This is a genomic window from Pseudomonas sp. D2002, from assembly GCF_013385735.1.
In the GTDB taxonomy this organism is placed as follows: Bacteria; Pseudomonadota; Gammaproteobacteria; order Pseudomonadales; family Pseudomonadaceae; genus Aquipseudomonas.
In genome coordinates this window covers 1157648-1169813 of the sequence record NZ_JACAPL010000003.1, presented here as the reverse complement: position 1 = coordinate 1169813, position 12166 = coordinate 1157648, and the positions used below count along the sequence as shown (strand labels likewise).

13 protein-coding genes and 1 pseudogene are annotated in these 12166 nt (G+C 61.2%); 9 read left to right on the top strand and 5 right to left on the bottom strand.

All coding sequences use genetic code 11. The features are described from left to right. Nucleotides 1-99 precede the first annotated feature (99 nt). From HX783_RS08725 to HX783_RS08715, 4 genes and pseudogenes are all read left to right on the top strand, one after another. The gene (locus tag HX783_RS08725) at nucleotides 100-432 is read left to right on the top strand and encodes a DUF2790 domain-containing protein (protein WP_159954032.1); all 333 of its coding nucleotides are present in this window, start codon (nucleotides 100-102) and stop codon (nucleotides 430-432) included. Continuing rightward, nucleotides 432-1313, top strand: a pseudogene (locus HX783_RS30235) (PAS domain-containing protein); the annotation flags it as partial. The gene HX783_RS08725 and the pseudogene HX783_RS30235, both read left to right, overlap by 1 nt. 108 nt (nucleotides 1314-1421) lie before the next feature. Beyond that, nucleotides 1422-1853 carry a methyl-accepting chemotaxis protein gene (locus tag HX783_RS30230; protein ID WP_371317668.1) on the top strand — a complete coding sequence of 144 codons (432 nt, stop codon included), beginning with the start codon at nucleotides 1422-1424 and terminating at the stop codon, nucleotides 1851-1853. A gap of 60 nt (nucleotides 1854-1913) precedes the next feature. Continuing rightward, nucleotides 1914-2489, top strand: a complete 576-nt coding sequence (locus HX783_RS08715) for a flavin reductase family protein (protein WP_177016616.1) — start codon at nucleotides 1914-1916, stop codon at nucleotides 2487-2489. A gap of 3 nt (nucleotides 2490-2492) precedes the next feature. Here HX783_RS08715 and HX783_RS08710 read toward each other — a convergent pair whose 3' ends face one another. Continuing rightward, nucleotides 2493-3377: a LysR family transcriptional regulator gene (locus HX783_RS08710; RefSeq protein ID WP_177016615.1), complete on the bottom strand. Its 885-nt coding sequence runs from the start codon at nucleotides 3375-3377 to the stop codon at nucleotides 2493-2495. Nucleotides 3378-3500: 123 nt separating this feature from the next. On the opposite strand from HX783_RS08710, the gene HX783_RS08705 reads away from it, so the two are divergent. Further along, complete coding sequence (locus HX783_RS08705; RefSeq protein WP_371317667.1) at nucleotides 3501-4844, top strand: MFS transporter; 1344 nt, start codon at nucleotides 3501-3503, stop codon at nucleotides 4842-4844. A gap of 122 nt (nucleotides 4845-4966) precedes the next feature. On the opposite strand, the gene HX783_RS08700 is transcribed toward HX783_RS08705, so the two are convergent. Further along, nucleotides 4967-5776, bottom strand: a complete 810-nt coding sequence (locus HX783_RS08700) for an AraC family transcriptional regulator (RefSeq protein WP_177016613.1) — start codon at nucleotides 5774-5776, stop codon at nucleotides 4967-4969. A 194-nt stretch (nucleotides 5777-5970) separates the two neighbouring features. On the opposite strand from HX783_RS08700, the gene HX783_RS08695 reads away from it, so the two are divergent. Genes HX783_RS08695 through ddlA form a run of 4 tightly spaced genes read left to right on the top strand, consistent with a single transcriptional unit; the run spans nucleotide 5971 to nucleotide 8568 of the window. Beyond that, nucleotides 5971-6534: a DUF2975 domain-containing protein gene (locus tag HX783_RS08695; protein WP_177016612.1), complete on the top strand. Its 564-nt coding sequence runs from the start codon at nucleotides 5971-5973 to the stop codon at nucleotides 6532-6534. A 7-nt stretch (nucleotides 6535-6541) separates the two neighbouring features. Continuing rightward, entirely contained in the window at nucleotides 6542-6760 is a 219-nt protein-coding gene (locus tag HX783_RS08690) for a helix-turn-helix transcriptional regulator (RefSeq protein ID WP_083360283.1), read from the top strand. A gap of 30 nt (nucleotides 6761-6790) precedes the next feature. Further along, entirely contained in the window at nucleotides 6791-7429 is a 639-nt protein-coding gene (locus HX783_RS08685; RefSeq protein ID WP_177016611.1) for a LysE family transporter, read from the top strand. A gap of 44 nt (nucleotides 7430-7473) precedes the next feature. Next, a complete protein-coding gene (gene ddlA, locus HX783_RS08680; RefSeq protein WP_177016610.1) occupies nucleotides 7474-8568 on the top strand; it encodes a D-alanine--D-alanine ligase in 1095 nt (364 codons plus the stop codon). A gap of 191 nt (nucleotides 8569-8759) precedes the next feature. Here ddlA and pgeF read toward each other — a convergent pair whose 3' ends face one another. Genes pgeF through HX783_RS08665 form a run of 3 tightly spaced genes read right to left on the bottom strand, consistent with a single transcriptional unit; the run spans nucleotide 8760 to nucleotide 12131 of the window. Further along, nucleotides 8760-9461 (bottom strand): peptidoglycan editing factor PgeF, encoded by a 702-nt coding sequence (gene pgeF, locus HX783_RS08675; protein ID WP_177016609.1) that lies wholly within the window; start codon nucleotides 9459-9461, stop codon nucleotides 8760-8762. Nucleotides 9462-9484: 23 nt separating this feature from the next. Beyond that, nucleotides 9485-11314 (bottom strand): gamma-glutamyltransferase, encoded by a 1830-nt coding sequence (gene ggt, locus HX783_RS08670; protein ID WP_177016608.1) that lies wholly within the window; start codon nucleotides 11312-11314, stop codon nucleotides 9485-9487. Nucleotides 11315-11351: 37 nt separating this feature from the next. Beyond that, nucleotides 11352-12131 (bottom strand): PhzF family phenazine biosynthesis protein, encoded by a 780-nt coding sequence (locus tag HX783_RS08665; protein WP_177016607.1) that lies wholly within the window; start codon nucleotides 12129-12131, stop codon nucleotides 11352-11354. Between the last annotated feature and the right edge of the window lie 35 nt (nucleotides 12132-12166).

Sequence of the window (12166 nt, the reverse complement as noted above, 5' to 3'; positions counted from 1 at the left end):
ACTCACGCCCACCTAACAGATAAGTAATGTTTTAGTGAACATTGCGACAGGGTCGGTTGATTAGTCTCGTTACTGAACTTTTCAATCGAGGAAACTGTTATGAACGCTTTTAAAATCGGCTTGGGTGTATTAGCGGCAGTCTTGTCATTCGGTGCTTTGGCAGAAGGCGGCGGGGATCGCACCTTTGCCCTGATGATGGAGCGCAATGAAAAAGCCATGGCGGCCTACGCCGAAAGAAAGGGCAAACCGATGCCTGAGGTTCAGGCCTACCGCTACGGCATGAAGCTGGACATTGCCAAAGTCGTCAACGTGACGCCGCCGATCCGTTCGTGCAATCCGGTGCCGTCGCGCATGACTTATGAAGACTCCAGCGGCAAGCTCAATACCCTTGAGTATCAAGTGATGGGCGTGTGCAAAAATAACGGTGGTTAATGGATCCAAGAAAACAGTTGGCCCGGCGTGAAAAAACGCTTCAGAAAACGCCGACAGCGCCGATGCAGGTCAGATCCACCTCCCCAAATGACCATCGGTGCCCAATGTTCAACACCCGTTTGAAGCAGGAGCTGTCGGCTCTTCGCGAAGAGTTGTCCAGCTTGCAACAGGTCAAGGAGAGCCTGGAAAGCGAAATGCTGTGCCTGACGCTGGACGCCGATGGCCGGGTGGAGTGGGCGAACGCCAACTTCCTGCAAGAACTGTCGTACCAGGCCAGCAATATTCTGGGGCGTCACATTGATGACCTGGTGCCGGCACACCTGCGCCAGGACGCGTTTCAACTGCGCTTCAAGAATGCCCTGGTGCGCGGCGAACACTTCGCCGGCACCGTGCGGCTGATGCGCGGCAACGGCAAGGAGGCGTGGCTGCGCTCGATCCTGCAACCGGTGCGCACTTCGAATGGGCGCATCAAGCATTTTTCGATCTACTCCAGCGACCTCACTCGCACCATCGAGGCGTCGCGCGAGCATGAAAACCTGATCACCGCGCTGGTGCGTTCCACGGCGGTCATCGAGTTCGACCTTGGCGGGCATGTGTTGACCGCCAATGACCGCTTCCTCGGTGGCATGGGTTACAGCCTGGCGCAGATTCAGGGCAAACATCACCGCATGTTCTGCGAGCCGGAGGAATACAACAGCGCCGAGTACCAGCAGTTCTGGAAGCGTTTGAACGCCGGTGAATTTGTTGCGGCGCGCTTCAAGCGGGTCGATAGCCATGGCCGCGTGGTGTGGCTCGAGGCGACCTACAACCCGGTGCTGGATGCCAACGATCGGCTGTACAAAGTGGTCAAGTTCGCCACCGTGATCACCGACCAGGTCAATCAGGAACAGGCCGTGGCCGAAGCCGCCAACATCGCCTACAGCACCTCGCTGCACACCGACAACAGTGCCCAGCGCGGCACCACTGTGGTGACGCAGGCGGTGGATGTCATGCGTGACCTGGCCAAGCACATGCAGCAGGCCGGCGACGGCATCGAGGCGCTGAACGCCCAGTCTCAAGTGATTGGCACCATCGTCAAGACCATCAGCGGCATCGCCGAGCAGACCAACTTGCTGGCGCTTAACGCGGCCATTGAGGCCGCGCGTGCGGGTGAGCAAGGTCGTGGCTTTGCCGTGGTGGCCGATGAGGTGCGCCAGTTGGCATCGCGTACCAGCAAGGCCACCGAGGAAATTGTCGGTGTGGTGCGTCAGAACCAGGACATGGCCCGTGATGCGGTGAGCTTGATGACCGAGGGCCGCCTGCAAGCCGAGCATGGTTTGGCGCTGGCCGCCGAGGCGGGCACGGTGATCGTGGAGATCCAGGACGGTGCGCAAAAAGTGGTCAGCGCGGTCGGGCAGTTCGCCAATCAGCTGTCGAGCTGACCCGTCGGGCTTGTGCTTGAGGTATCGTAGGTTTTTTCTTGCTTGAAGAGCCGTCCCTCCATGAGCCCGACCCACCGTCGCCCCGTTCCGCTGTCCAAGGCCTACCGCTTGCTTAACCACGGGCCGACCGTGCTGGTGAGCGCGGCCTACGACGGCAAGCGCAATATCATGGCCGCTGCCTGGGCCATGCCGCTGGATTTCGAACCGCCGAAAGTCGCCGTGGTGCTGGACAAGGCCACCTGGACCCGCCAACTGCTGGAAGGCGCCGGCACCTTCGTGCTGCAAGTGCCTTGCGTGGCCCAGGCCGACCTGGTGCAGACGGTCGGCAACACCAGCGGCGCAGACACCGACAAGTTCGCCGCCTACGGCCTGCAGACATTTAACGGTGAACACACCGAAGCGCCGTTGCTGGAAGGTTGCGTGGCGTGGCTGGAATGCCGTCTGTTACCCGAACCTCATAACCAGCAGACCTACGATTTATTCCTCGGCGAAGTGGTCGCGGCCTATGCCGACGAACGCGTGTTCAGCGACGGGCACTGGCACTTCGAAGGCCACGATTCATTGCGCACCTTGCACCATATCGCCGGTGGGAATTTCCTCACCATCGGCGAGCCGGTGGTCGGGCGTCAGCTGTAGGTTTTACCAGCGTGCGTTTGCCAGCGCTTCGGCAAACGCCATCAGCTTCGGCGAATATTGTCGGGACGGCGGATAGACCAGCGAAATCGCCCGACTGCGCCCTGCAACGTCCTCCAGCAGCGGCACCAATCGGCCCGCAGCCAAGTCATCGCGCACGGCAAAATCCATCACTTGGGCGATGCCGAATCCCCCCACCGCGCCGTCTACCAGCGCATCGCCAATATCAAAAATCAGCCGCCCTTCGACGCTGACGTCCTGCACGTTGCCATCAATCATGAACTGCCAATCCACCATGCGCCCGCTGCGCAAATTGCGCACGGTAAGGCAGTTGTGGTCCTTGAGTTCATCGATACTGTGCGGCGTGCCGAAACGCGCCAGGTAGGCCGGGGAAGCCACCGTGACCCAGCGCAATGGCGGCAGGGCACGGGCGATCAAGCGTTGGTCCTGGATTTCGCCGGTGCGCAACAGCGCGTCGAAGCCTTCGTCGACGATATCCACCAGGCGGTCGGTCATCACCGCTTCGATACGCAAGTCGGGGTAGCGCAAGGTCAATTCGCCGATCACCGGCATCACCACCTTGCGCCCGAACAGCGACGGCGTGCTGATCTTCAACAGGCCGGACGGAGTGCTGCGGCGGTCGAGCATCAGTTTTTCGGTTTCGGCCAATTCCGCCAACAACGGCGCGCTGCGCTCATAGAGCATCTGCCCGTCGGGCGTGAGGCTGACGCTGCGGGTATTGCGTTGCAGCAGGCGCACGCCCAGCTCGTTTTCCAGGCGCGAGATGGCGCGCGACAGCCCGGACTGCGTCAGCCCCAAGTCACCGGCGGCGCGGGTGAAGCTGCGAGTTTCGGCCACGCGGACCAGCAGTCGAACAGCGTTCAGATCCATGATTAAAGTCATTACTGAAAGAGTGATAGCGCTATTTATCATCTGTTGCGCATGAAAGACACTGGCCGCCTCTCATTTTTCAGGCAGGACGCTGTGATGTCTTCCTCTCGACCTTCCGGCTGGATGCTCTTACTGCTGGCCACCGCGCAACTGATCATCGCCCTGGATGCAACCATTGTGTTTGTTGCGTTGCCGCAAATCGGCACGCATCTGGATTTTTCCGCCCAGCAGTTGCAGTGGGTGGTCAGCGCCTACAGTGTGGCCTTTGGCGGCTTCCTGTTGCTGGGCGGGCGGGCCACGGATTTGCTCGGCAAGCGCCGGTTGTATCGGGTGGGCCAGTCGCTGTATGCGCTGGCGTCCCTGGCCGCGGTGCTCGGCGGCAGCGCGATGTTGCTGGTGCTGGCGCGAGCGGTACAAGGCGTGGGTGGAGCGATGTTGTTCCCGGCCACGTTGGCGTTGATCAACACCCACTATGCCGAAGGGCCTGCGCGTAACCGGGCGTTTGCGGTGTGGAGTGCGGCGTCGGCAGCGGGCTTGGCGTTGGGCGCATTGCTCGGCGGTGTGCTGACGCAGGTGTGGGGCTGGGAGGCGGTGTTCCTGGTGAACGTGCCGCTGGCGGGCGGTTGCGCCTGGGCAGCGCGTTACTGGATTCCTGCTGATAGCGAACGAGTGCGCGGGCGCAAATTCGATATCAGCGGCGCCTTGACCGTGACGGTCGGTGGCACCTTGCTGGTGTTCTCGCTGGTGCAAGGCCCGGAGTGGGGCTGGGCGGCGCCGTCGACACTGGGTTGCATCGCCCTGGCGGTGTTGCTGCTCGGGTTGTTCGCCTGGATCGAACATCGCGGTCGCGATCCGCTGATGCCGCTGCGCCTGTTCGCCTACCGCGAGTTGCGCATGGCCATGGTGCTGACGGCGGTGTTCATGAGCAGCTTTGGCGTGCAGTACTACTTCCTGGCGCTGTATTACCAACAGGTCTATGGCTACAGCGTGTTGCAGGCCGGGCTGGCGTTTTTGCCGGCGACCCTGGTATGCACCTTCGGCATCTGGCTGGCGGAACGCTCGCTGCTCAAGTTGGGGTTGCGTAACACCTTGGTCAGCGGCCAACTGGCGGGCGCGGTGGGGATTGCGCTGGTGTGCTGGGCGCTGCCGACGGGTGTGGGGTTCTGGTCGTTGCTGCCGGGCATCTTCATCTTGAGCATTGGCCAGGGCATGACCTGGACGGCGATGTGGGTGGCGGCCGGGCTGGGGATTCGGCCGGGCGAGCAGGGCGTGGCGGCGGGCATGGCGTCGACCAGCCAGCAAATCGGCGGCGCATTGGGCCTGGCGGTGCTGGTGTCGGTGGCGAATGCCGGCGGGATTGAACTGGCGTTGTGGTGGAGCGCGGCGATTGCCTTGCTGGGTGCGGTGTTGGCGTTGCGGCTCAAAGCACAAGCGCCCGAGCCGAATGTGATATTGGAAACAACATAGAGCCAATGTGGGAGCGGGCTTGCTCGCGAAGGCGGTGGATCAGTCACTTATAAGTCGACTGACACTGCGCCTTCGCGAGCAAGCCCGCTCCCACATTTTGATCGTATTTCAAGTCAGGTATTTCAGCGTCCAAGCATCTTCACCCAACGCGACGGCGGCATGCCGTAGGTGCTGCGAAATTGCCGGGTCATATGGCTCTGGTCGGTGAAACCGGCAGTCAGCGCCGCATCGACCAGCGATTGGCCTTGGGCGAGCAAACCGCGCACCAAATCCAGCCGCCGCATGGTCAGGTAACGATAGGGGCTGGTGCCAAACAGCAACCGGAAATCCCGCGACAACGCCCAGCGATCACGACCGCAATGGTCGGCCATTTCATCCAGGGTAATGCTGCGGCCCAAGGCACTGTGGATAAATTCCCGGGCGCGTTCGGCGGCGACATAATCGAAGGATTTACGGCTGATGATCACCCCCGACGCAGCGCTCAACGCCTGCGCCAGGTCGTACAGCGCGTCCTGCTCCTGCATCGGGTCAACCGGGCAGTCCAGGTTTTGCAGCAATACTTCGCTGGCGCGAAACAGGCGTGGGTCCGTCGACAGGCCGTTGTGGATAAACGGCAACGGCCTGCCGCCGAGAATCTGCTGGATCAGCGCCGGCTCCACATAAATCATGCGGTACTTGAAGCCCTCAACACTGCTGGCGCGGCCGTCGTGGGATTCGTCCGGGTGAATCACCATGGTCGTGCCGGGCAGGCTGTGAGTCATGCAGCCGCGGTAGTGGTAACTCTGCACGCCAAACAGCGTGCGCCCGATGGCGTAGGTGTCGTGGCGATGCGGGTCGAACGCAAAGCCCGCAAAGTACGCTTCGATACGGTCCAGGCCGCTGGCGTGCGGGGCGCGGTGCAGCCAATCGAGGGTGGAAGTGGGTTGGCCCATGGTGACTTGTCACAAGTAGTGGTGGAAACACGTTAACCCAGTCTGGCGCGGGTTGTCTGCCGGGGTCTTGTACGATTGTGCACGCGTTGGAGGGGGGCTGGCTTCAAGATAAATACCACTTAGCATTAAAAAATGATTGTTTTACGATAATTTATCTATTATTTTGCGTCCTCATTCACTTACTGAGGTTGCTTATGAACACCCAACGTTTGGCTCAACTCAGCCAGCGCATGTCGCTGCTTACGCTCTTGCTGATTGTCGTTATGCTGGTGCTCAACACCGCTGTATGGCTGTACCCGGTATTGAGTTCTTCCACCGAAGGCCTGGGCTTTGGTTTTGCCTTGAGTGACCGCCTGATCCAAGAGCGTACCGCGCAAGTGGCGCTGTTTCCCTGGTGGCAGATTTTGGGTGGCATTGTGCTTTCCAGTATCCCTCTGATGGCGTTGGCTTTCGGCTTGAACCATCTGCGTCAACTGTTCCGCAATTACGCCCGTGGTGAGTATTTCTCCAGTGCGGCGGCGCAGCACTTGGGCAAGGTGGGGCGAGCGGTGGCGTTGTGGGTCTTGCTGGACTTTTTATGCGAGCCGCTGCTCAGTGTCTGGGTCACAATGAACGAGCCGGTCGGCCAGCGATTGATCACGTTGAGCCTGACCCCGCCAAGTTTTGTCGCGCTGTTTCTCGCTGCCTGTATCGCGGTAATCGCGCGTATCCTGTGGCAGGCCAGTGAAGTGGATTCTGAAAACCGCACTTTTGTTTGAGATCGAAATGCCCATTGTGATTGAACTCGACGTTATGCTTGCCCGGCGCAAGGTCAAATCCAAAGACCTGGCGGCCGCCATCGGGATTACCGAACAGAACCTGTCGTTGCTCAAACAAGGCAAGGTCAAGGGCATACGGCTGGGCACGTTGGATGCGATTTGCACCTACCTGGACTGCCAGCCTGGCGACTTGTTGGTGCACACGCCTGAGCCTGCGGCCGAATAGGTTTAACCATTTACCAAAAGGGATCGCCCCATGCTCTTCTCCGAACTGCCGTATGTCGCGCCGTTGTTGTCGCTGGGGCTGCTTTGGACCGTCGCGGTGGTGACGCCGGGCCCCAACTTTTTCAACACGGCGCAGCTGGCGGCGAGTTGTTCGCGCCGACATGGCGTGGTGGCCTCGGCCGGCGTGGCCTGCGGCACGATTATTTGGGGGCTGGCGGGTGGTCTGGGCATCAAGTCGCTGTTCACCGCTGCGCCCATGCTCTACCTGGCATTCAAGATCATCGGCGGCTGCTACCTGATCTATTTGGGGCTGAAACTGTTCAAGCGTTCGGCCCCTGCCAGCAACCAGGCGATGTTGCCAGACGAACCCCGGCGCTCGCTGTTCTCCGCCTGGCGCTTCGGTTTGCTGGGCAACCTGTCCAACCCCAAGGCCGCGCTGTTCGTCGCTACGGCCTTCGCCTCGACCATGCCGCCTTCGCCGTCGCCAACGTTGTTGGCCCTGGCGGTCATCACCATGGCCACCTTGTCATTCAGCTGGTACACCAGCGTAGCCCTGGTGTTTTCCAGCGAGCGCATGGCCAACCTTTACAGCCGTTCACGCAAGTGGCTCGACCGGTTTGCCGGTGGTTGCTACCTGTTGTTCGGTGCACATCTGGTGGCGAATCGCTGACCGCTCATGGTAAGAAGCCTTACTTTCAACAGTGAGGCCGAGTCATGAGCAAGGTGCGGGTAGGTATTATTTTTGGTGGCCGTTCGGCCGAGCACGAAGTCTCGCTGCAATCGGCGCGCAATATCGTCGACGCACTTGACCGTTCGCGTTTCGAGCCCGTGCTGATCGGCATCGACAAGGCCGGCCACTGGCACCTCAACGACACCTCGAACTTCCTGATCAACCAGGAAAACCCGGCCCTGATCGCCCTCAACCAATCCAACCGCGAATTGGCGGTGGTGCCGGGCAAGGCCAGCCAGCAAGTAGTGGAAACCTCGGGTCAGGGCCTGCTGCAACACATCGATGTGATCTTCCCTATTGTCCACGGCACTCTCGGTGAAGACGGCTGCCTGCAGGGGCTGCTGCGTATGGCTGACTTGCCTTTCGTCGGCTCCGACGTACTCGGCTCGGCCGTGTGCATGGACAAGGACATCAGCAAACGCCTGCTGCGCGATGCCGGTATTGCCGTCACCCCGTTCATCACCCTGAACCGTCGCAATGCGGCGCGCACCTCTTTTGCCACGGCAGTGAACACGCTGGGCTTGCCGATGTTCGTCAAACCCGCCAACCAGGGTTCCTCGGTGGGCGTGAGTAAAGTCGGCAACGAGGCCGAGTACCATGCCGCCGTCGAACTGGCCTTGGGTTTTGATGAAAAGGTGCTGGTGGAATCCGCCGTGCAAGGGCGCGAAATTGAATGTGCCGTGTTGGGCAACGACAACCCCATCGCCAGCGGTTGTGGCGAGATCGTCGTCGGCAGCGGCTTCTATTCCTACGACAGCAAATACATCGATGACCAGGCCGCCCAAGTGGTGGTGCCGGCCGATATCAGCGTCGAGGCCAGCGAGCGCATTCGCCACCTCGCCATCCAAGCGTTCGAGGTGTTGGGCTGTGCCGGGTTGGCGCGCGTCGACGTGTTCCTCACCGACGACGGTGAAGTGCTGATCAATGAAATCAATTCACTGCCTGGCTTCACCCGCATCAGCATGTACCCCAAGCTCTGGCAGGCGGCGGGGATGAGTTACAGCGAGTTGGTCAGCCGGTTGATTGAGCTGGCGCTGGAGCGGCATGCGGGGCGCAAGGGCTTGAAGATCAGTCGCTGAAGTTAGCAGGTGTGAGGGCGAACCCTGTGGCGAGGGAGCTTGCTCCCGTTGGGGCGCGAAGCGCCCCCAGTCGGTTTGACGGGGGCTGTCAGGAAGGACGCGGTGATTGTTTTGGGGCTGCTTCGCAGCCCAACGCGGGGCAAGCCCGCTCGCCACGACAAGCCCGCTCGTCAAAGAGTGGAGGGGCTTCTTTAGGTTTTTCGAGCAATCCACGAATAGATCAGCGTCTTCGGCTCCGCAGGGTTATGTGTCCGTCTGCGGTAGCTGGCAAAGGTCGGTGAGGTGCAATACGTGCACACCTCACTGACTTCGATCTGCTCACGGCCCAGCCCCGCCGCTTGCAGCAGCATCACCCCGTAACCACTCAAATCAAACCACGCGCTTCCCGTCTGTCTTGCATGGGGCGGCGCAATCTGCGGTGACAGTTGAGGGGCCGGTTGTTCGAGGTGCCACAAGTGCCTCTGGTCCGCCTGAAACTGCGCAATAAAGCTCTCGCTTACCTCGTAACAACAGGGTTTGATCGACGGCCCGATAGCGACGTGCAACTGGTCCACGGCGATGCCCTGGGCGGCAAATTGCTGCACGGCATTGGCGATAATCCCGGCTTGCAGCCCCTTCCAGCCGCCGTGCACTGCGGCAACCATTTCGCCGTTTTTTGCGGCGATAAGCATGGGCAGGCAATCGGCGGTAATCACCGCGATGGGCTGATGCTCGCCCGTAAACACACCATCCGCCTCAACGGTATTGGTCACCTGATCCGCCTGCCACTTGATCAGCGTGGCACTGTGCACCTGCTTGCAGATGAACACCTCGTCCGGTCGCAACGGGTCATTGATCGAACAAAAACCATGGTCGACGCCGGGGAGGGCGCCGAGATTGTTTGCCTGCTGCAAGGGACGCTCTCCGCTCAATAAACTCAATCGCCGACCGCTTCGCCTTCACGCCGAGGGTCGGCGCCTCCGCTCAGTGACACCTTGCCTTGGGCATCTTGCGTGCGAACGATGGCCTGGATGCCGCTGGTCATATCAATCTCGCTTAACGCGTGGCCCTTGTCCCTCAGCGCTTGCTTCACTGCGGGGCTGAACAAGCCGGCTTCCAGCTCGGTAGCACCGTTGCGGCTACCAAAGTTGGGCAGGCTGATGGCCGCTTGCGGGTCGAGGTTCCAATCAAGCATTGCCACCAAGGATTTGCTCACGTATTCGATGATCTGCGAACCGCCCGGTGAACCCACGGTTGCCAGCAACTCGCCGCTCTTGCGGTCGAACACCAGCGTCGGCGCCATGGCCGAGCGTGGGCGTTTGCCGGGCTCGACGCGGTTGGCCACCGGTTGGCCGTTTTCTTCAGGGATGAACGAGAAGTCGGTCATCTGATTGTTCAGCAAAAAGCCCTGAACCATCACGTGCGAACCGAACGCCGCTTCCACCGTGGTCGTCATCGACACGGCGCCGCCCAGGTCATCCACCGCCACCACTTGCGAGGTGGAAATGCGCAATGGCGAGCGGTCCGGAGCGTACGCTACCTGGATCCCCGCAGGTGTGCCCGGTTTGGCAATGCCCATGCTGCGCTCACCGATCAGCGCGGCGCGCTTGGCCAGGTAGTCCGGGGCGACAAGGCCGGCAGTCGGCACTGGCACGAAGTCGGCGTCGGCCACGTACAGCGCGCGGTCGGCGAACGCCAGCCGACCGGCTTCAGCGAGCAGGTGCACGGCTTGCGGTGTGGGCTCAAGGCCAGCGGGTGAGGTGCTTTTTACCGGCTTCATTGGCGCGATGGCCAGGCGCGAGTCGCGGGTTTCCAGGGCCTGCAACGTGCCCAGGATCTGTGCGACGGCAATCCCGCCCGACGACGGCGGTGGCATGCCACATAGTTGGTATTGCTTGTAGTCAGTGCACAGCGGCGTGCGTTCCTTGGCGGTGTAGCCCTTGAGGTCGGCCTGGGACAGGCTGCCCGCATTGCGGTTGCCCTGGACCTTGCGTGCGATCTCATCGGCAATCGGCCCTTGGTACAACGCGTCCGGCCCTTCCTTGGCGATGCGCTTGAACACGGCGGCCAGCGCCGGGTTTTTCAACAGGGTGCCGGTGGCTTTAGGCGTGCCGTCGGCATTCAGAAAATAGGCGGCCATGTCGGGTGATTGCGCGATGTACCGGTCGGCAGCAATCAGCGCGTGCAGGCGTGGGGAAATCGCAAAGCCTTGCTCCGACAAACGAATCGCCGGTTCAAACAACTTGGCCCATTGCAGGTGGCCGGTCTTCTTGTGCGCCATTTCCAACGCCCGCAAGACGCCCGGCGTGCCCACCGAACGCCCGCCAATCTGCGCTTCGGGAAACGCCATCGGCGTGCCGTCGGCTTTAAGGAACAAGCGTTCAGTCGCCCCGGCCGGTGCGGTTTCGCGGCCGTCATACGCGTGCACGTTTTTGCCATCCCAGAGCATGATGAACGCGCCGCCGCCGATGCCGGAAGACTGCGGCTCCACCAGGGTCAGCACGGCCTGCATGGCAATCGCCGCGTCAATGGCCGAGCCGCCCTGGCGCAGCATTTCGCGCCCGGCTTCGGCGGCCAGCGGGTTGGCGGCGGCGGCCATATGGCGCTCGGCGTGGCGGGTGCTGAGGTCGGTGCGATAACCCGACCCCAACTCTGGCGCTGGCGGTTGTTCCGTGACGGGGGCGTGACAGCCGGCCAGGGCGAGGGCTGCGGCAATCACCGACAGTTGACGGCGGGAAATCGAAAACACGCGCTGAACTCCGTTCATTTTGAGAATGATCTGTTGTCCTTGGGGTACTGCTTTTTTACAGGTAAATCACGCCTTGCAGGTAGAGCACCGCATGGCCCGAGATGATCACGCGGTCGCCCTTCAGTTCACAACGCAGTTGCCCACGGCGCTTGCCACCCTGTTCGGCGGTCAATATTGACTTGCCCAAACGCTCGGCCCAGAACGGTGCCAGCGAAGTGTGGGCGGAGCCGGTGACCGGGTCTTCATTGACGCCCACGTTGGGGCCGAACCAGCGCGAAACAAAATCAAACCGGGTGCTTTTGGCCGTCACCGCAATCCCGCGTTTGGGCAAGCCCTTGAGGCGTGCGAAGTCCGGCGTCAGCGCGGCGATCTGAGCTTCGTCGTCTACCAATACAATGTAGTCATCAGCGGCAAACACCTCGGCATGTTCAATCCCCAATGCGTTCAACAGGCCACTTGGCGGCTCGCAGGGCTGGGGCTGTTTGGCCGGAAAATCCATCGCCAGTTCGTCGCCATTGCGCGTCACGCGAAGTTCGCCGCTGCGGGTGGCAAAACGCAACACTTCAGGCGCATCCGCCAGCTGGTGGATCAACACCCACGCCGCGGCCAGCGTGGCATGGCCGCACAGGTCCACTTCGACTTCGGGGGTGAACCAGCGCAACTCATAAAAATCGCCACGGGGCACGAAATAGGCGGTTTCGGAGAGGTTGTTTTCAGCGGCGATATTTTGCAGTTGTTCGTCTGGCAGCCACTCGGTGAGCGGGCAGACGGCAGCCGGGTTGCCGCCGAAAGGCTGTTGGCTGAAAGCGTCGACTTGGTAGATATCCAATTTCATCCGGGGCACTCCGTGTAGGGGAGGCTGGACACTAA

Excerpts from the sequence above, each read along its gene's own strand:
- HX783_RS08725 (WP_159954032.1), top strand. The coding sequence starts at position 100 with ATGAACGCTTTTAAAATCGGCTTGGGTGTATTAGCGGCAGTCTTGTCA.
- HX783_RS30230 (WP_371317668.1), top strand. The coding sequence starts at position 1,422 with ATGCGTGACCTGGCCAAGCACATGCAGCAGGCCGGCGACGGCATCGAG.
- HX783_RS08715 (WP_177016616.1), top strand. The coding sequence starts at position 1,914 with ATGAGCCCGACCCACCGTCGCCCCGTTCCGCTGTCCAAGGCCTACCGC.
- HX783_RS08710 (WP_177016615.1), bottom strand. The coding sequence starts at position 3,377 with ATGGATCTGAACGCTGTTCGACTGCTGGTCCGCGTGGCCGAAACTCGC.
- HX783_RS08705 (WP_371317667.1), top strand. The coding sequence starts at position 3,501 with ATGCTCTTACTGCTGGCCACCGCGCAACTGATCATCGCCCTGGATGCA.
- HX783_RS08700 (WP_177016613.1), bottom strand. The coding sequence starts at position 5,776 with ATGGGCCAACCCACTTCCACCCTCGATTGGCTGCACCGCGCCCCGCAC.
- HX783_RS08695 (WP_177016612.1), top strand. The coding sequence starts at position 5,971 with ATGAACACCCAACGTTTGGCTCAACTCAGCCAGCGCATGTCGCTGCTT.
- HX783_RS08690 (WP_083360283.1), top strand. The coding sequence starts at position 6,542 with ATGCCCATTGTGATTGAACTCGACGTTATGCTTGCCCGGCGCAAGGTC.
- HX783_RS08685 (WP_177016611.1), top strand. The coding sequence starts at position 6,791 with ATGCTCTTCTCCGAACTGCCGTATGTCGCGCCGTTGTTGTCGCTGGGG.
- ddlA (WP_177016610.1), top strand. The coding sequence starts at position 7,474 with ATGAGCAAGGTGCGGGTAGGTATTATTTTTGGTGGCCGTTCGGCCGAG.
- ggt (WP_177016608.1), bottom strand. The coding sequence starts at position 11,314 with ATGAACGGAGTTCAGCGCGTGTTTTCGATTTCCCGCCGTCAACTGTCG.
- HX783_RS08665 (WP_177016607.1), bottom strand. The coding sequence starts at position 12,131 with ATGAAATTGGATATCTACCAAGTCGACGCTTTCAGCCAACAGCCTTTC.